The following is an 18,189-nucleotide window of genomic DNA, read 5'->3' as shown; positions in this document are numbered from 1 at the left end:
TTATGGCTGTCCTTTTTGTGTATACTTGCTGTGCAAACCCACATATTTTTCCTCTTCTTGTGATTCTGTTTCACTTTTTTTCAGAATATAAAGTAGTAAAGTTTTCCATACTATTCGAATGGAAGGTGATAGTTTGAAAAAAACCATTTATCATATTTTCAATTTTCTGCTGGTTTCAATAATAGCTTTCATTCCAAATGTACATGTGAAAGCGCCTCTCGCCCATGTACAAGCCCATGCAATTGCGAAAAATGGTGATTTGGATTTGACTAATCTGCTTAATCAGCTATTGAATCATGATCCGAACTTACGCGGCGCTATTGCTGGTGTCAGTATACGCTCTGCTGCTACCGGTAAGATTCTCTATGATCATTTTGGAGATATTCGCTTGCGTCCTGCATCCAATATGAAACTTTTAACAGCAGCTGCTGCATTGTCCACTCTGGGAGAAAATTATCGATTCACTACGGAAGTTTTAACGAACGGAACGAAGCATGGAAACACATTGCAAGGAAATATTTTTTTAAAGGGAAAAGGCGATCCTACACTTTTAAAAAAGGATTTTGATGCAATGGCTGCAGAACTTTGGAATAAAGGAATAAGGAAGATTCAGGGAAATCTTATAGGGGATGATACCTGGTATGACAATGTGCGGTTATCGACAGACCTTATGTGGAGCGATGAAACCAGTTATTATGGGGCACAGGTTTCAGCATTAACGGCATCACCGGATAATGATTATGATGCTGGGACAGTGATAGTGGAAGTGAAACCAGGCAGTGAAATTGGAGCGAAAGCCGGTACTGTAGTTACACCGAAAACTAGCTATGTAAAAATTGTCAACCAAGCTGTAACCGTTTCTCCCGATAGCCGAAAAGAAATCACAGTGGAACGGAATCATGGCTCCAATACCATTACTATAAGAGGTACAATCCCAATGAGGGCTAGTACCGTTAAGGAATGGATTGCTGTCTGGGAACCTACTCGTTATGCATTGAACTTGTTTCAACAATCACTTTCAGAACATGGGATTCACATAACAGGAAAAGTAAAAACTGGAGCTGCCCCTGATAACTCAACCAAATTAGTATCGCATATGTCCATTTCATTAAAGCAATTACTCATTCCATTTATGAAATTAAGCAACAACGGACATGCCGAAACATTGGTAAAGGAAATGGGCAGAGTAGTTAAAGGCGAAGGCAGCTGGGATAAAGGGATAGAGGTAATGAAAGAGCAATTATCCAAGCTCGGGGTAGCTACAGATACCTTAGTAATAAGAGATGGTTCAGGGATTTCCCATATTGACTTAATTCCTGCTAATGAAATCTCCGCCTTATTATATGCGGCACAAAAACAGAAGTGGTATCCATCCTATTTAAAGTCACTTCCTGTCGCAGGCGAAAAGGATAAAATCGTGGGAGGATCACTGCGGTATCGTATGAAAACTGCACCTCTGCAAGGAAATGTAAAAGCCAAAACCGGGACCCTCTCTACGATTACTTCGTTGTCTGGATACGTTAAATCCGAAAGCGGAGAACACCTTATATTCTCTATTTTGCTGAACAACTTAACCGATGAATCGAAAGGAAAGAAAATCGAAGACAAGCTCTGCTCCATACTCGTCAATCAATAGTATTCATGTGTGAAAGGAGCGAATAACTTATTATTTAGACTATTCGCTCTTATTTGTGTTGCATCCGTCTCCACTGTCCTCCTGTGGCGCACAAATTACCAAATTGTCCACAAGTGGTGCCTGGCACCTTGTGATTTTTTTCACAAAGTGTTCTTATTTTATGTGAAGAATTTCACAAATAAAGTATTATACTTAAACTGTAAAGGCAATGGGAATGATAATTCCATAGTAATCCAAAGCCGGTCTTTATTGGAAAGGAGTAAATAATTATGAAATGGAAAACTTCTGTAAATAGAGTAGTGATTATTGGGACAGGTGCAGTTGGCTGCAGTTATGCTTATTCTATGATTAATCAAGGAGTTGCAGAAGAATTAGTCCTGATTGATGTAAATGAATCGAAAGCAGAGGGAGAAGCAATGGATCTTGGTCATGGAATGCCATTTGCCCCTTCTCCAGTGAAGGTATGGAATGGAGATTACTCAGATTGCAAACTAGCGGATTTAATCGTTATTACAGCTGGATTACCGCAAAAGCCGGGAGAAACTAGATTAGATTTAATTGAGAAAAATAAAGCTATCTTTAAAGAAATGATCAAAAATATTATGGATAGCGGATTTGATGGAATTATCCTTGTTGCGACAAATCCTGTTGATATCCTTACGTATATTACTTGGAAGGAATCAGGTCTTCCGAAAGAACGTGTTATTGGCTCTGGTACCGTACTCGATTCTGCACGTCTTCGCTACCAGCTTGGTCAATATTTAAATATAGATACAAGAAATGTTCACGCAGCCATCATTGGTGAACATGGCGACACAGAACTTCCTGTCTGGAGCCATGCGTCTATTGGGATTGTGCCCCTTCAATCTTGGTTAGAAAAGCATCAGGAATACGAGATTGCCGACCTTGATAACATTTTTGAAAATGTAAGAGATGCTGCTTATAAAATTATTGAGAGAAAAGGTGCTACTTATTATGGTATAGGAATGTCACTTGTTCGCATTACCAAAGCGATTTTAAATAATGAAAATAGTATTTTAACCGTTTCTTGTTTACTCGAAGGACAATACGGACAGAACAATGTTTACATGGGTGTACCCGCCCTTGTTAATCGCAATGGCGTACGTGAAATTGTAGAAATCGACTTGCAAAAGGAAGAATGGGATAAATTCAACCATTCAGCAGAGGTTCTCCGAAGTCTATTAAAATAATATGATTAATACGTATTTTTTCGGGAATAGAAAAATTAGGTTTATAATAATAGACGGAAGAAGCATTTTTTTCGAGGAGGAACAAGGATATGTTTAACAAAATCTTAGTAGCAATCGATGGATCTGAAATGAGTGAAAAAGCATTAGAGGCAGGATTACATCTTGCGAAAGAACAAAGAGCAGAAGTTACTTTAGTACATGTAGAAAGAAATATTACAATCCCAGTCGGATTAGAAGGTACTACGGTAGATAGTATTTATGATTCCATCAAAAAAGAAGGGGAAAAACTATTAAAAGATGGAAAGGAAAAAGCGGAGGCAGAAGGAATTCAGGCTAAAACCGTCTACCTTGAAGGGGAACCATCTGTCCAAATCGTTCATCTTGCGGAAAAAGAAAAATACCAATTAATCGTAATCGGTAGTCGTGGTTTAGGAAATATTAAAGAAATGATGCTCGGAAGCGTAAGCCATAAAGTTTCCCAAATGTCTCATTGCCCAGTATTAATTGTAAAATAACGCTAAAAATACAGGGAGGATAATGTTTCCCCCTGTATTTTTTATTCAAAACATATCCTTCTATTGTAAAATAAGAGGGAAAGCAAACCTAGTGGAGGAGGGAAAATAATGAAAATCGTCGGCGTATCAGGCGCTTTAGCAGGAAGTAAAACATTACAGACCGTTCACGAAGTGTTAGCTGCCGCAAAAAATATCAACCCTGCTATTGAAACGGAACTAATCGACATACGAGAATATGACATTGAATTTATGTGTGGCACCCCTTTATCTTATTACAACGATGATACCCAAACGGTCGTGAACAAGATTCTTCAAGCAGATTGTTTGGTTATTGGAACCCCTATTTACCAAGCTTCCATTTCAGGTTCCTTAAAAAATTTATTGGATTTGATGCCAATCCGTGCTTTTAAATCAAAAGTAGTCGGCTGCATTACAAATGGTGGATCCTCCAAGCATCTTCTTGTCACACAATATCAGTTAAAACCAATTCTCCAATATTTAGAGGCAATTGTAGTTGCAAAAGATGTGTTTGTACATAATGATTTATTCGATGTGGAAACGGCGGAAATCCTGGATAATAGTGTGTTAAGAAGAATTCACAAATTAGCAGAAGATATGCTTTATTTAGAAGGCAAATTTAGAGATTAGCGAGCAGTAAATGAACTGTCCGCTAATTTTTTTATGGTTATGGCAATGCGCGCTTCTCTCTTCATCAATTTGTCCTTTTGACCCTTCTAATGGACACGGCGCTCCTACTTTTTCTCCCTTTTGTCCTTTACAACCTGTATAAAGGACACGGCGTTCCTACTTTTGCTTCCTCTTGGCCTTTACAACCCGCTTAATGGACAACTTACTCCTACTTTTCCTTCCTCTTGGCCTTTACAACCCGTTTAATGGACACGGTGCTCCTACTTTTGCTTCCTCTTGGCCTTTACAACCCCCGCTTAAAGGACACGGCGCTCCTACTTTTCCTTCCTTTTGGTCTTTACAACCCGCTTAATGGACAACTTACTCCTACTTTTTCTCCCTTTTGGCCTTTACAACCTGTTTAAAGGACAACTTACTCCTACTTTTGCTTCCTCTTGGCCTTTACAACCGGCTTAAAGGACAACTTACTCCTACTTTTGCTTCCTCTTGGCCTTTACAACCCGTTTAAAGGACACGGCGCTCCTACTTTTCCTTCCTTTTGACCTTAACAACCCGTATAAAGGACAACTTACTCCTACTTTTTCTCCCTTTTGGCCTTTACAACCCGCTTAAAGGACAACTTACTCCTACTTTTTCTCCCTTTTGGCCTTTACAACCTGTTTAATGGACAACTTACTCCTACTTTTCCTTCCTCTTGGCCTTTACAACCCACATAAAGGACACGGCGTTCCTACTTTTGCTTCCTCTTGGCCTTTACAACCGGCTTAAAGGACAACTTACTCCTACTTTCTCTCCCTTTTGCCCTTATAATGCACAAGCTATTAAATCCCAACCGTGTTCATCAAAACCACTCGATATCCATCTGGATCTTCAATGGTAATTCCACCCCGATCCCAATATGGATTTTCGGAAGGAACCTGACGATACCCCATGTCTATCAATCTGTTCGCCGTTTCACTCCATTTGAAAGTATCTGCTATATAAAAGACCAGCAACTGATCTTCTGGAGGACGCGGAATAGGATTTCTGTTTTCATGCTGTGTAAATTCTAAATGGTAATTACTGTCTGGAAGGCCAAACATGACACCCTCATATCCTTCATGCTTTTGAAAGTCTCCAACCTTTTTCAGTCCTAATCCTTTTCCGTAAAACTCGATAATTTTATCCATATGATTCGTAGGTCTTGCTATTCGGAATTGAACAGTCGGAAGAGATGCAGACCATTCTTTTCTTACCGTGAATTCATACGGCAGTATGGGGTGCTTTAGATGCGCCTCTGTATTCCCACTAACCACTAATTTAATAGGATGTATGCTCGCAGGACGATTGGTCGGATACCAATTCCGCCCTTCTTTTACTATAACCCCTACCCCATTTTCCTCTCCAAAAAAGGAAAAGGAGTCATTCTCTGCCTTATATTTATTTTCCAAAAAGGAGGAAAGATACTCGCGCAAGTCATACGTATTGGAACTTGGCATTCCAATTTCTCCTACTCTCAGCCACCCCTCTTGCTCCTTATGTGGAAGCGGCCGCTCAAGAATCTCAAGAATATTCCCATCGGGATCAAAAAAATACGCTTGTTTCCCTTTCCAGTACATGCTTATTTCTCCTTCTTCATTGGACAAAAGCAGATTCTTCTTTTTCAATTTGTTAAATATATGATCAAAAAAAGCAGACCCTAAATGAAAACAAACATGGTAATATGGCTGCTCCTCATCCTTTTCAAAATGAACTCTTGTGGTTCCGGCTAACACTGCAAAGCTATTCTTATCCTCGTAAACTAGTGACATTTGTAAGAGATTCGTATAAAATTCCTTCATTTTTTCTAAGTGGTAGGCCTTTAACTGTACTCCGTAAATTTTCATGATATTTACCCCTCCAATACTTACGTCAGTGATTTGCCTTCTCCGAAAATATAAGCATTCCAACAATGGATTGGAATGCTGCAGATCAATTTATTTCCCTTCGGATGCCCTCTCTTTTTTGCTTTGGAAATATCCCCATATGTGACGATTCTTTCTTACAATCTCCTTTTGCATTAATTTCATAATTTCAATTTGTTCATATGAATAAAACATTTTTATCCCTCCATGATTGTTATAAGTAACCTATTGTGTGCCGAACGCTAATTTATTAGTTAGGTAAGATTAGGCTTCGTTGTTTTTGTTTTCTATAGCTATATATTAATCTTTCCCCAAAAGTTTTTAATCCACACATTGGTTGAACTTATTTCAAACTTTAGTCGTAGAAAAATCCTACTGAAGGAGGATATAAAAGGTCTATAAGATGGAGGCAACACCACACCCTTACATTCTCTATAGCTATATACGGATAATATAAGGAAGTGCCTTCAATGTAGTTTTAGTGATAAACGGAGATCTAGGAAAGATAAAAAAAAACCATGTTTTTGCGGTGCATATATAAAAATGGAATCAACGATTTTTCAGATTCTGCAAATTGGTCAAAGTCTGAACATCAAGATCCCGCTTGTTTTTATGAAATTAACCTTACTTAAACATTCCGGAACGCACAGCATATAAGGCTGCTTGTGTACGGTCGGAAAGCTCCAGTTTGGATAAAATATTGGTTATATGTGTTTTTACGGTTTTTTCCGTAATGTATAGGGAGGCGGCAATTTCTTTATTGCTTTTGCCGTTTACAATTTCTTTTAAAACATCTAACTCGCGCTTGGTCAATTCATCCATTGGCATGCGGTCGGTTTTTGACTTCGTTAAATTGCTCAGTAGTTGGGAAGTGGCTTTAGGATGAAGTTGGTTCTCTCCCTTCATGATTGCTTCTATTGATCGCACTAATTCATCTGGTTCAATATCCTTTAATTGATATCCGGATGCTCCCGCTTCCATAGCCGGAATCACATGGTCCTGGTCAGAAAAGCTTGTCAAAATTAGGATTTTTATATTCTCATATTCTTTTTTAATCTTTTTGGTTGCCTCTATTCCATTCATAACCGGCATATCAAGATCCATCAGAATAAGATCTGGTAATAGCTCTGCTGCTTTTTCAACAGCCTCTTTTCCATCTTTCGCCTCTCCGATAATGTCCAAACCTTTTTGCGTCTTTAAAAAGAATACAAGCCCGCGCCTGACAACATGATGGTCATCAGCAATTAAAATACGAATCGCCATCACAACGGCCTCCTAAATTGGTATTATTATCTTTATCCTGGTACCCCTACCCGGTGCGCTTGCTAAATGAAATTCACCATTTAAACTTTCCGTACGAGACTTCATATTTTTCAAGCCGAGGGACAGTATGTCGTTTTGTTCTGAATAGACAAATCCACAGCCACTATCCGATATTTCCATTTCCACTCTGTGGTTGCCAACTAATAAACTAAGATCTACATCGGAGCTCTGTGAATGTTTCTTACAATTTGCCAGCGCTTCTTGACCAATTCTCCACAGAGCTTCCTCCACTTTTCCAGGTAAACCGGACACTCCGCTTATCATCGTTTCCATATTTAGGTTCAGCATCTGTCCATATGCCTTTAAAGAGCTTACAATCCCATGCTCCAGACCTATTGGCCGAAGCTGCCAAATTAAAGCACGCATTTCTCCCAACGCTTCCTGTGCTAAATCCTGTAAATAAGAAAAGGTTTCTTTTACCGCTTCATCCTCAGTCATTTCCATTCCCCCACGCGCTGTGAGACTGAGAGAAAAGAGTAGTTGATTTACCGAATCATGGAGGTCGCGGGCTAATCGATTGCGCTCGGCAATTAATGCGGTTTCCTGTTCCTTTTGACTAAGCCGAATACGTTTAATAGCTGTCCCTATTTGAAAAGCAACTGATTCTAATAGTGCCAGCTCACTTGGTTCAAAGGTTGTTTTATAAGGAGAACCAACATTCATTATCCCGAATTTTTCATTCCCTGCTCGAAGTGGAACAGTGGCATGATGTGTCAATCCATTGGTTGCACCGCTTCTTATCGCCATCGCTTCTTCAATTCGCTTGCACTCTATAATATTAGTTGCTTTATGGAGGCGCCCAATGTTGTAGCGATTAATACACCAGCATTCTCCGCTGCACATTGGACTGCAGTCGTTGAGAGATAGAGCTGGCGGCAGCGACTCTTTCGCCACGAGCCGATACCCCCCATCGCCATCTACTAGGAACATCCAGCCAATTTCAAGCCCTGTAACATTCAGCAATTTTTTTAAGACTTCCGGCAACATTTTCTCTACTTCCGTGCTTTCGTTTAAAAGCTCGGCGATTTCCTTAAGAATCAGCAGCTCCGAATTCTGAATGATTTTCGTCAATGCTTCCCCCTCCATAATGTTTGAAGCTTATCATATCAAGTATTCAAGATGATTTCCTCAGCAAATTGTCTAAAGTAATGGTACGACTATAGTCGTAGATTTTGCAGATTCGCGGAAATGGTTGCTTAGTTCGGCATGGCTATGCAGTCCATAGCAATATCCCACAATTATTGCGATGATCAAAACGATAATCCTCCGAAATCACAATATAATGTCACCTATCCCTTTTTAACCGCCTTAATAATCATCGTTGTTGGAAATTTTCTTGCTTTATAGAGCGAATAATAGCGATCGGAGACTTCCCCTTCAGCGAAATCAAAGTTTGAAGATACCTCACTTTCTATTACAGCCTCAATCGTAAATCCTGCTTTGATCAATTCATTTATATATGTACTCATTTTGCGCTTGTGGATTACCATCGGGGCGTCTTCGCCTTTAAATGCTCCGTATACCTCTGTTTCTTCTTGTTGATAGGATCCATGGAGATAAATCTTTCCGTTCTGGCTTCTCACATGTGGATACAATGGGTGATCCCAGCTAAAAATAAACCTCCCGCCCTGCTTCAAATACGAATAGATTAACTGAAATGTTTGAGCTAAATCGGTTGTCCATCCTATTGCATATATGGAATAGACACAATCAAAATACTCTTTTGGCAAACCTATATCTTCCTCCATCGGTGCACAGTATAACTTAGGGGTTAAATTCGATAGTGTTTCTTCCGCTGCCTTCCTTTGTTCTTCCGAAATATCTACTCCCCATAATTCACTTGCGCCTTTGCCTGCCATGTACAATAAAGAATGTCCGCTCCCATAGCCAATATCTAAAACTCTCTTATTCTCCATATCAGCAAATAGTCGCAATTCATCCTCTGTCTTAGCAAACGGTCCATAACTCGGCAAAGCGTCTACACCATTAAAATGATGAGCCACCTTATCCCAGCTTTGTCTGTTCTGTTCTAAAATTTGTTTTGTCATGTTCATCCCCTCCATCGTTTCCTAATTCGATATCGGGTTGTAAATACCTTTTTCTATTTTTTGTATAATAATAGTTATGATTCTAATTAAGCTATCCATCTTTCCTTTTGGTCGAAGCTTTCTTACCGATCATTCACCATATAATAAGGCTTATCTTCCTGTTCAAGAAGGGTTCTGATTCGTTCTTCAATCCAATCATGATTCTCTATTTTATTGAAATCCAGACCAAGATGGACTACTTTTTGATCTACTTCCGATAATTCATCAAAAACGCGCTTGTAAAGGGTTTTATCACTTTTAAAATGTAGTTTAAAATATAAATCCAATTGTTCTCGACAATTCCCAATCATGATGCTTACATTACGATATTTTTCTGAAAACGCATCTTCTACATCATAGTAATAAGACTTTATTACGGGGTAGTCTCTTCCCTCATATAAAGGTGTCAATACATGTCCCGAATAGAGGTAGGGTTTTTGTGCACGTCCATAATGATTGATATAAACGTGACGAAACCCTAATCTATCTTTCATTATGGATAAAAGAGTTTCTTCATAAGATGACATATTTAGTATTACATAGTCTTTATCTGTAGGATCAAGAGAATGGGGAATTTCTACATCTGTTTTCACCCATACTTCTCTTTTTGAAAAAGTAACAGGCAAATAAATAGGCAGGATAAAGCAAAAAGGAATATGATGTTTTTCGCCAGGTTTGATTATCCTGTTAACAGGAATAGTAAAGGAGTAGCACGGATTGGCCTCCGTTTTATTCCTTGAAACACGAAATCTTCTCATAAAATAAATATATATATTGCGGACTTCTTGTTCCCGGACCCCTCCTTTTAAAAATACCTCGCCTTCAAATGTATCACCTAGTATAAATTCATCCTTGGATAAAATAGTGTCCACTTTTACATTTCCAATCATATTTGAAATAATTTTTTTCAGCATTAATATCACTCTCCTTTAAGATTTTATTTCCAATCCCCATTTTTTTCTATTATTATATTTAATTAGGAATAATATTTACACTTTTCAAACATCAATAAAGGTGGGTGGATACATGGAAAGGATTATGGTCATTGGCGTATCTGCAGGTGTTGGAAAATCTACATTTGCAAGAAAGCTAGGAGAGATTCTTAATAAAAAAGTATATCATTTGGATTCCTACTATTGGAAACCTGGCTGGGTTGAATCCCCTTTAGAAGAATTTCGAAATGCTCAAAGGGAAATGGTCCAACATAACGAGTGGATCATCGAAGGGAATTACAGCAATTCCTTTGATATTCGTACCGAAGCTTGCGATACGATCATTTACTTAGAGCTCCCACTAGTAGTTTGCTTGTATCGCGTGCTTAAAAGATGGCTTGCGAATTTAGGGAGAACACGCCCAGATTTAGGAGAGGGTTGCCCTGAAAAAATGGAGTGGAAATTTCTGAAATTCATTTATACAACCTATTATCCTCGTAAAAAGAAGATGGCGGAGCGCTTTCAACAACTCGGTTCTGAAAAGACGATTATTGTGTTGAAAAGTAAAAAAGCGATAAGGAAGTATCTTGAGAATATATCATTAACCTCATCTTAAACGGAGAATAGGTGTCTGTGCTTTTTTCATTAAGATTATTTTTCCCGTTTTTGACTTTCACCTTTGGGAATCCGGCACAATGCTCCTTGTATTGTTCCCATATTTGGCTTTCTTCTTCTTATTCGGGTACGATTCTACTCGTATCGTTCCCGTTTTTGACTTTCGCCTTCTTATTCGGGAATAATGCCTTTACATAATTGTTTTACCTCCAGCTATCAGTTAAACTCTTCATTCAGACCTTCCCCATACCCTAAGGGATCCCAATGATTCCCAACTATTTTTTAATGCAAAATGCAGATCCTCCCCATGCTCATAACCGACTATAAACATGCCCGGATATTCAGTCGATACGACTCGGGGAATCTCACTCCAAAGATTCTCATCGTACTTCCGTATTGAAAATACATTAGATACCCCTACGATACCTTCATCCAAGTTAATAATGAATCCCGAAATCCCTTCATCGCCCACAATCGAATAGATTTTTATACTTTCATTCTCTAATAAGTCCGGCTTTATCACATCTGCCAGGCCGCTTTGCGAAGTCCATTCTACTAAATCTTGTTGAGATGTAATCGCACGCCAGTTTGTTTGAGGAGCATCCATTCCAGTAACAGGTGGATGAAAAATCCATTCTGCATCAAAAAATTTTTTAAAACCTAAAGGGGATAAATTTAGATTGGCATAGCTATCTTTCACACTACGGACATTCCCATTTTTAATAAAATACTCTAACTCTGCCATCGTTGTATCCATATTCGCGGTTATCACCTCTGGATAAAATGACGGCGCTTCCTTATGCATCCCCCACAAATTCCCCCTCCAAACACAATCGATTCCGTGTGTATGACAAACCAATCTACACCACGCAATATTATTAAGAACTGCTTTATTCAACAGAAATCCTTTGTCCATGTTATTTTCCCTTTCCCAACGAAAATCCTTCAAACAACCGACCTCCGTATGGTTCTAAAACCTTATCTGCCAAATGAATGACCTTCGCCTTTTCATCCGTCTTATAAAACGTATCAAAAGCATCTGCAAATTCTTTTGCGAATTTCTCATCATATTGCCTTAAAGCCCGAATTATCCATTTTGACGTACCTATCCAATGACCATTGGTTCTTAGGACAAATTCATGAATAAGATTTGCCAAAGTGTTAACTATGAATAACGCTTCTGTACGATTTTGACAACCAATGAAGTCATCTAAAACATCCGTGATAAAATAACGCTTCGTCCTGATTGTTTCACCTGTCCATGGTTCAGGCCCCTTCTTAAGAAGCGTTTTTGCTTCTTCTTTTATAGCTTCTATTATTCCTTCATCCTTTAAAACCAGTCCTTCCGCTATCATTCTAGGCATAGAAGGCTTCGCATTCTTGCAATCTATTTCGAAAAAATGCTTATAGGAATTTAGATTATGAACAAAAACCTCTATTGGCCAGTCAAACGCTATAAAGGATTCTCTATAGGATACATTTATATGATTATCAAATACAACAATGTCTAAATCTGAGGTTTCCGTTTCTTCCCCTCTAACTACACTTCCTGCCAAAACGGCACCTTGGCAATCTGGGAAAAACTGATTAATGAAGCGTTTTGCTGCACAGATAGTTTTTTCCTTTTTATCCATTAACTCCACCCCAATTTACTATTTTCTCCATATTCCCCCACCTATTATTACTTTTCCCTTTACATATAAAAAGGAGGAATGATGGAGGCAATTGATTATGAACTTCCACAACTGCTGCAGCTACTGCAACTACTTCCACAACTGCTGTGATGACTACTACAACTACTGCACCCGCTGCTTACACAATTAGATGCTGCAGAAACATGGGCAGGTATCATATATTTAGCGTATTCTTCCGGATGTTTCATGGAATAAAAAATCATTGCTCCCATTAAAAGCGAAGAATGTTTGGTGATGTTTTTATAATGATGGGTCTCAATCTTAAAACTTTTCTTATTAAGTGATTCCTTAATAGTTGATTGTAATTGATGAATGAGAGCTTGCACCATTTTATTATCAGCATCTTCCCGAAAATATTTTTGCTTTAGCTCACCTGGAGAAGAGGAAAGAATCTCCTCCATCTGTTCTGGATCCAAAGGATTTCTGAAAAATGCTCCCCATGTCATTGGTGTATAAGGTGTAAATACAAAAAGTTGACTGTACATCAGATCAAAGAATGCCCGATTATGAGGTTCTGGAACTTTTACCTCTGCAGGTGTATGATGCAAGAATTGCCCGTAAAATCGCTTAGAAAATTGTTCATACTCCTTGGTGAACATCAACATTTCATGCCATATGTCATCCACTCGTTCACTAAACATCGGGACGTTTTTCAAGAGAGAACACATAATAAAAAATCTCTTTAACTCAAAAAATAATAGGTTATATTCTTCTGGACTTACCTTCTTATGTTCTTCCATATATCTTTGCTGTATTCTTTCTTCAAAATATGTATCCAGAGCATTATCTAAACGAGAGACCTGCTTTTCTAAAGGAAGTTCTCTATTAAATCCTAATTTTGCAGGCAATACAATATTCTTAATAAAAGATTTCTTTTGTTTTTTCTTAAACAGCCAAATACCAAACCCAACTAAGATCAATAGAATAATGTACTTCATCCTATAAATACCTCCTGTTCGGGATTTTTAGAAACAGTGGTTCTATATATCCTTACTGGATTGTATTATATTTACGAACTATAATTGGAAAAGTTTCCTTTTCCTGATTATCGCCCGAAAAGCAGGATTTGTTGTTACGATAAAATCAATTCCTAAAAATATAAAAATAGCCTAAATCTACGATATATTACTTCGTAAATTTAGACCCAATTCTTCCTCCATCATTTCTTATGCCACTCCACCACTTGCAATTTCCTGTCCAAGTCTATTTCATACTTTTCACCATTGGTACCCGTAGCTTCATAGATTTTGTTATTACCTAGTTCCGTATTATAATGCAGCATATGATAAAAGGCTTTATACAGTGAACTATGATTACTATTCCATGTTTCCTCTGACTTGGAGTAATCGACTCTTTTATAACTAAAAGAATAGGAATCTAGTGTCGTCTTATCCTGTTTTAATGCCACACTCATATTTTGCTTCATGATTACCTTATTTTGATATTGGGAGAAAAGCACAAAACCTATAATAAAAATAACCGCAATAACCAAAGCGACATAACCTAATAAACTTTCTCTTTTGCTCATATCCAACCCCCTACCTTCAGTCACTTGAAATATTTCCCTTTTAGAAATCTTATTCATTAAAACAGGAAATATGCTGTTTTGGGGTCATATTCTGTGTTCCATCTCTTCCTAGTATTATCTACTTACCGTAAACAAACCTTCTAATAGTTCCCATGGATGTACTTAACTTTTCATCTAACACTGCCGGGTCATTCATTGCAGCTTCTTCTGCTTCCTCCAAGTTGTCCATTTCTACAATCAATAATCCTCCTGTATGATCTTTTAAAAGTCCGGCGCAAACTCCCAAAAGGGGATCACTCTAACCATGCTTTATCCGCAAATTAAGATTACTGCTTCCATAAAAAACCCCTCAATTGTAAAACTTCACAAAAGTTATACCGCATATTTCCAAAAATCTAATTAATCTAAATATAGAAGGATTCCAGTCACTGCTGGAACCCTTCTATTAATCTTTGTAAAATATTCACCTATGCTGCACCAATCTTATTCTTTCCCTTAACAAGAAAAAAACATAAAGCAGCATCGATATAAATACTGATATTGCAGCAGTTTTATAAATACTGCTGTAACCAAATAAATGCCCGATTTGTCCAAACACCATCGCACCCAAACCTACACCTAAATCAAAAAACGAAAAGAACGTTGCATTCGCCATACCTCTGCGATTCATTGGCGATTTTTCAATTGCCCAGGCTTGCAAAGCAGGCTGAACAGAGCCAAAGCCTAAACCATATAAAGCTGCCGCAATAAACAGTACGGTACTATTCGGAAGCCATGCAAGCAAAATCATTGCCGCTAAAATGAGTATTGTTCCAGGTATAAAAACAGCTTGATGCCCTTTGCGGTCGTATAATTGTCCAGCAAAGGTTCGGGTGGCCATGAGCGCCAGCGCATATACAAGAAAATACAATTGAATTCCCTCTATATGCCGCTCCGCCGTATATAGCGGAAGAAAAGAGGCAATTCCCCCAAATGTAATAGTTATGAAGAATAATAAAATAGATGGCCGTAGTGCATTTTTTTCAAATACATCCAGCTTCCGTTTTGTCACTTCCGCTTTTTTCTCCACTTTTTTAAATTTAACTCTTGAAGAAAGCAATAAAGCAACTAGTCCCAGTCCTGCACAAATTAAGAAAAAGTATTTGAAGGATAGGGTATCGGGATGGGCCAGCGCCAGTCCAAGAGATGGTCCGAAAGCAAGAGCTAAATTCCCGGATAATCCAAAATATCCCATCCCCTCGCCTCTTCTTGATGCTGGGATTAAATCAGTGGCAATCGTTCCTGAAGCTGTAGTCGAAAATCCCCAACCAACGCCCTGTATAACACGCATGAGAAATAACAATGCGATGCTCATTAAAAATCCAAATGATCCTACAGAAAGGACAAAAATAGCTAAACCAAACATATAAACTAAGCCCCTGCCCCTTGTTTCCAGTAAATTTCCCGCAAACGGGCGAAGCAGTAAGGCTGAAAAAGTAAAAATTCCCACTACATACCCAATCAATTGATCATTGCCGCCTAATTTTTCTACAAAAAGCGGAATGGTTGGAAGTGTCATTTGAAATCCGAGGAAAATAAAAAAGTTTGCAAATAGAATAAGTATAAAATCCTTTGTCCAAATCTTCTCCTTCTGTCTTCCCTTTTGCTGTTGTTGATCCATATAAAACAAAAACTTCCTTTCTTGTGATAAAAATTAAAATAATTGATATATTTAGTATTTCGTTCCTTAATTACTGTAATATAATCGGGAAGAAATTACGAATATTTCATTTTTAGCGAGGAGTATACAAAATAAGAAGATGCTAGCAAATTCTTACCCACTAGCAACCTTCGATTAGGGGTTTGCAATGGAAATGTTAAGGCTACCTATTTTCCTCATTCCTTTCCACAAGTGATACATCGTATATCCAGATCATTTTTTCCATACATACGAATTTCCTTTTTTATACCGCATGTGCCGCATATATGTACCTCAATTTGTGGAATATCACCCTTTTCCGCTGCAGGCACCCATTCTTTTTCGTATAATGTCTTGCTCATCCCGTAATCAATCAATACCAGTACTCGTCGTTCATTCATCCCATAATTGCTGCTATCCCTTATATCAAATACATCCCATTCTTTATCTAAAATTTCTATGCATTCCTCATAGTAAGAGGGAAACTCCCAAAGGCCTTTTTTCTCCTGAATATCAAAGGTTTGGTTATCATACATCGGCACTTCCTGATAATATTGTTGAATGCAAATTTCCTTATTTACATAAAAAACTGGCGAAAAGATATGTGCATATTTAGTTTGTTTCATAGATGTATATATTTCTAGTTCTCTTAAAGATTGTAAATATCCTATACGGTTTAAATGTTTTTTTACTACATATTTCCCTAAACAATATACTTTTCTTGTTGAACCTAAGCCAATGAAATTTTCTTTCGTGCAAAGGGTATCCCAATTTTCCATAATATCTAATAAAGTTAGTTTGTTCATGCTAATCCAAGCATTCCCTTCCAATACCTCCATTATTAGTCATTATCCAAATCCTTATCCAAAAAGGAGGGCTTCTTTATTTCTTCTATTCCCAACTTCTTCTTTATTTCTGCTATATCTCGTATTATCAATTGAGTATTCATCCATGTCACTATAGATCCAAAAGCAGCCAAAGCGAACAAGATTAGTAATAAAATTGTCAATTTATCCACCTCTTAAGCTAGTATTTATCCGTGTTAAAGAATAATGAATTGTGAAATCTAAAAGCCGGAACAGGATCCCTTACTTTACAAAAATAGCCCTATTTTTAGTGCCTAGAGGAGGATATCGAATACGTTATCTGCATATAAATAAGCACTAGTGAATGCATGCTATTTGGCAAAATTACGGACTCTGTGTTTGCAAACATTAGCTGTCACGGTTAGCGGATTTGGTATCCGCCAGGTGCCAGTAATCCAGTCACGGTATTTTCAATGTTACTCCTTCAAAACAGCACTGCTTGATAAAATTTGCTGTTCCGTTAATAATTCACGTAAATCCTGCCTATTTCTATCCAGGTAAAGTCCTCGAATCCCAAATAATTCGGCTCCCTCAATATTTTCTATTTTATCATCAATGAATAGACATTCCTCTTTTGTCACACCCACTTGCTCGAGAGCAAAGCGATAAATAGCGGCTTCCGGTTTTGATGCATTTGCAAAAGCCGATAGAATAATAGAATCAAAATATTTCCGAATACCTAACCAGTCAAAGACCCAGTCCATGCTTGGCAATGCATTAGAAATAACCGATAAGCGATATGTTTTACTCAATTCCTCCAATACAGCTTTTACCTCTGGAAATAGCTCACAATGGCCCGCATAATGAGCAAAATATATCAATTCATTCGTTAATCCGATATCTCCCAATTCTCTCGCAATCAGTCCATAATATTGTTTGAAGTACTGTTCTTCCTCATTCCAATTTGTAACAAACGGGATTTCTATTTCCTTCGCCTTCAAAATGGCTGCATCAATTTGCTGTAACGGATACCCTCTTTCCACCAAAAGACGCCGGATTCTGTCGTCCCCCTTTATAAAAGCTTCAAATAAAACCCCTCCAGCATCCAAGAAAATTACCTTCAATGTCACGCCAATAAACCTCCTCTTAATTAATATCCCCTACATATACACGCGTCTTTATTCCATTAGAATAATTTATCAAAGTTTCTCTCAATTCCATTGGGTAAAAGCTATAATTTAACAAATCCTCTACCTTTATCCACTCTAGCCCTACTTGTCCTTTATCAGGGTTGTATCCAACTTCTGAAATACTTTTTGGTTCTTTGAGTTTACAAGAAAATAAAAACTCTGTTTGCTGAAACCCAGTATGTCTCATAGATAATTCGTGATTAGCACCAATATATTCCCGAACAAAAATTAACTCCCCAATCTCAACTTCTGCACCTATTTCCTCCTTGCATTCTCTGATTAGTGCCTGATGAAGTGTTTCCCCATTCTCCTGACCGCCACCAAGTAAGTTATAATATGTATTTCCATATCTACTAAATTTAATAGTCAGCAATTTACCATCCTGAATAATAATCGCTTTTGAAGAATTTCTAATAGTCATCGCATTTCTCCTTTTCTTTCCT

General features: G+C 37.9%; 21 protein-coding genes. 5 read left to right on the top strand and 16 right to left on the bottom strand.

All coding sequences use genetic code 11. The features are described from left to right. Positions 1-133 precede the first annotated feature (133 nt). The 4 genes from dacB to CWO92_RS08735 all read left to right on the top strand — a co-directional run bounded on the left by dacB (position 134) and on the right by CWO92_RS08735 (position 4,010). Positions 134-1,636 (top strand): D-alanyl-D-alanine carboxypeptidase/D-alanyl-D-alanine endopeptidase, encoded by a 1,503-nt coding sequence (gene dacB / locus CWO92_RS08750; protein ID WP_101353831.1) that lies wholly within the window; start codon positions 134-136, stop codon positions 1,634-1,636. Between the two features lie 269 nt (positions 1,637-1,905). After that, entirely contained in the window at positions 1,906-2,847 is a 942-nt protein-coding gene (locus tag CWO92_RS08745; protein ID WP_101353830.1) for an L-lactate dehydrogenase, read from the top strand. 89 nt (positions 2,848-2,936) lie between these two features. After that, positions 2,937-3,362, top strand: coding sequence for a universal stress protein (locus tag CWO92_RS08740; protein ID WP_101353829.1), 426 nt, complete (start codon positions 2,937-2,939; stop codon positions 3,360-3,362). Positions 3,363-3,470: 108 nt separating this feature from the next. Next, positions 3,471-4,010, top strand: coding sequence for an NADPH-dependent FMN reductase (locus CWO92_RS08735; RefSeq protein ID WP_101353828.1), 540 nt, complete (start codon positions 3,471-3,473; stop codon positions 4,008-4,010). A gap of 821 nt (positions 4,011-4,831) precedes the next feature. Here the strand turns inward: CWO92_RS08735 and CWO92_RS08730 are convergent. From CWO92_RS08730 to CWO92_RS08710, 6 genes are all read right to left on the bottom strand, one after another. Beyond that, positions 4,832-5,875: a VOC family protein gene (locus CWO92_RS08730; RefSeq protein WP_101353827.1), complete on the bottom strand. Its 1,044-nt coding sequence runs from the start codon at positions 5,873-5,875 to the stop codon at positions 4,832-4,834. 90 nt (positions 5,876-5,965) lie between these two features. Further along, the gene (locus tag CWO92_RS26280; protein ID WP_268877584.1) at positions 5,966-6,088 is read right to left on the bottom strand and encodes a hypothetical protein; all 123 of its coding nucleotides are present in this window, start codon (positions 6,086-6,088) and stop codon (positions 5,966-5,968) included. A gap of 429 nt (positions 6,089-6,517) precedes the next feature. Further along, a complete protein-coding gene (locus CWO92_RS08725) occupies positions 6,518-7,156 on the bottom strand; it encodes a response regulator (protein WP_101353826.1) in 639 nt (212 codons plus the stop codon). A 12-nt stretch (positions 7,157-7,168) separates the two neighbouring features. After that, positions 7,169-8,302 carry a GAF domain-containing sensor histidine kinase gene (locus tag CWO92_RS08720; protein WP_101353825.1) on the bottom strand — a complete coding sequence of 378 codons (1,134 nt, stop codon included), beginning with the start codon at positions 8,300-8,302 and terminating at the stop codon, positions 7,169-7,171. A gap of 203 nt (positions 8,303-8,505) precedes the next feature. Continuing rightward, a complete protein-coding gene (locus CWO92_RS08715) occupies positions 8,506-9,264 on the bottom strand; it encodes a class I SAM-dependent methyltransferase (RefSeq protein ID WP_101353824.1) in 759 nt (252 codons plus the stop codon). A 122-nt stretch (positions 9,265-9,386) separates the two neighbouring features. Next, entirely contained in the window at positions 9,387-10,217 is an 831-nt protein-coding gene (locus CWO92_RS08710; RefSeq protein WP_101353823.1) for a sporulation protein, read from the bottom strand. Positions 10,218-10,329: 112 nt separating this feature from the next. Between CWO92_RS08710 and CWO92_RS08705 the strand changes: the two genes are divergently transcribed. Beyond that, positions 10,330-10,851: a P-loop NTPase family protein gene (locus CWO92_RS08705; RefSeq protein WP_101353822.1), complete on the top strand. Its 522-nt coding sequence runs from the start codon at positions 10,330-10,332 to the stop codon at positions 10,849-10,851. Positions 10,852-11,079: 228 nt separating this feature from the next. Here the strand turns inward: CWO92_RS08705 and CWO92_RS08700 are convergent, their stop codons facing one another. From CWO92_RS08700 to CWO92_RS08665, 10 genes are all read right to left on the bottom strand, one after another. Further along, the gene (locus tag CWO92_RS08700; RefSeq protein WP_101353821.1) at positions 11,080-11,799 is read right to left on the bottom strand and encodes a hypothetical protein; all 720 of its coding nucleotides are present in this window, start codon (positions 11,797-11,799) and stop codon (positions 11,080-11,082) included. Next, positions 11,768-12,484 carry a nucleotidyltransferase domain-containing protein gene (locus tag CWO92_RS08695; RefSeq protein WP_101353820.1) on the bottom strand — a complete coding sequence of 239 codons (717 nt, stop codon included), beginning with the start codon at positions 12,482-12,484 and terminating at the stop codon, positions 11,768-11,770. The genes CWO92_RS08700 and CWO92_RS08695 overlap by 32 nt, the downstream gene beginning before the upstream one ends. Positions 12,485-12,579: 95 nt before the next feature. Next, a complete protein-coding gene (locus CWO92_RS08690; protein ID WP_101353819.1) occupies positions 12,580-13,482 on the bottom strand; it encodes a UCP032817 domain-containing protein in 903 nt (300 codons plus the stop codon). 221 nt (positions 13,483-13,703) lie between these two features. Continuing rightward, positions 13,704-14,072 carry a hypothetical protein gene (locus tag CWO92_RS08685; RefSeq protein ID WP_101353818.1) on the bottom strand — a complete coding sequence of 123 codons (369 nt, stop codon included), beginning with the start codon at positions 14,070-14,072 and terminating at the stop codon, positions 13,704-13,706. A 118-nt stretch (positions 14,073-14,190) separates the two neighbouring features. Further along, positions 14,191-14,313 carry a hypothetical protein gene (locus CWO92_RS26275; protein WP_158175729.1) on the bottom strand — a complete coding sequence of 41 codons (123 nt, stop codon included), beginning with the start codon at positions 14,311-14,313 and terminating at the stop codon, positions 14,191-14,193. A 222-nt stretch (positions 14,314-14,535) separates the two neighbouring features. After that, the gene (locus CWO92_RS08680) at positions 14,536-15,732 is read right to left on the bottom strand and encodes an MFS transporter (protein WP_101353817.1); all 1,197 of its coding nucleotides are present in this window, start codon (positions 15,730-15,732) and stop codon (positions 14,536-14,538) included. Positions 15,733-15,947: 215 nt separating this feature from the next. Next, positions 15,948-16,589 carry a hypothetical protein gene (locus CWO92_RS08675; protein ID WP_101353816.1) on the bottom strand — a complete coding sequence of 214 codons (642 nt, stop codon included), beginning with the start codon at positions 16,587-16,589 and terminating at the stop codon, positions 15,948-15,950. A gap of 2 nt (positions 16,590-16,591) precedes the next feature. Further along, on the bottom strand, positions 16,592-16,759 hold the full coding sequence (locus CWO92_RS25330) for a hypothetical protein (RefSeq protein WP_158175727.1): 168 nt from the start codon (positions 16,757-16,759) through the stop codon (positions 16,592-16,594). Positions 16,760-17,032: 273 nt separating this feature from the next. Further along, on the bottom strand, positions 17,033-17,686 hold the full coding sequence (locus CWO92_RS08670; protein WP_233269772.1) for an HAD family hydrolase: 654 nt from the start codon (positions 17,684-17,686) through the stop codon (positions 17,033-17,035). 16 nt (positions 17,687-17,702) lie between these two features. Continuing rightward, entirely contained in the window at positions 17,703-18,167 is a 465-nt protein-coding gene (locus CWO92_RS08665) for an NUDIX domain-containing protein (protein WP_101353814.1), read from the bottom strand. Positions 18,168-18,189 lie beyond the last annotated feature (22 nt).

Source organism: Heyndrickxia camelliae, from assembly GCF_002844575.1.
Taxonomy (GTDB): Bacteria; Bacillota; Bacilli; order Bacillales; family Bacillaceae_C; genus Margalitia; species Margalitia camelliae.
The sequence above is the reverse complement of the archived record's forward strand: the minus strand, read 5'-3'. Positions and strand labels throughout refer to the sequence as shown.